This is a genomic window from Pontimicrobium sp. MEBiC06410 (genome assembly GCF_053601615.1).
In genome coordinates this window covers 1-216 of the sequence record NZ_JBSHNT010000062.1, presented here as the reverse complement: position 1 = coordinate 216, position 216 = coordinate 1, and the positions used below count along the sequence as shown (strand labels likewise).

The 216-nt window shown below is 44.0% G+C and carries 1 protein-coding gene; it reads right to left on the bottom strand.

Annotation, left to right across the window (positions count from 1 at the left end; genetic code table 11):
* On the bottom strand, positions 1-216 hold a 216-nt coding region (locus ACVC08_RS00415; protein WP_452600542.1), incomplete at both ends, for an Ig-like domain-containing protein.

Here is a 216-nt window from a genome sequence, read left to right as displayed (position 1 = left end):
AGCATTAGCAGGTGTTTCAATAGTAAGAACTACTGGTATTCTAGAGCTCACACAACCAGAGACAGTTTCTTCAGCTTCAGCATAGTAAGTGTAAACTCCAATAGCTGTATCGGTAGGCGTATAATTAAGGCCAGAAGCTAATGCAGTACCTCCAGTGGCGTTTGCATACCAATTAACAGCATCCCCTAAAGCAGGAGGGCCAGGTAGTACAACACT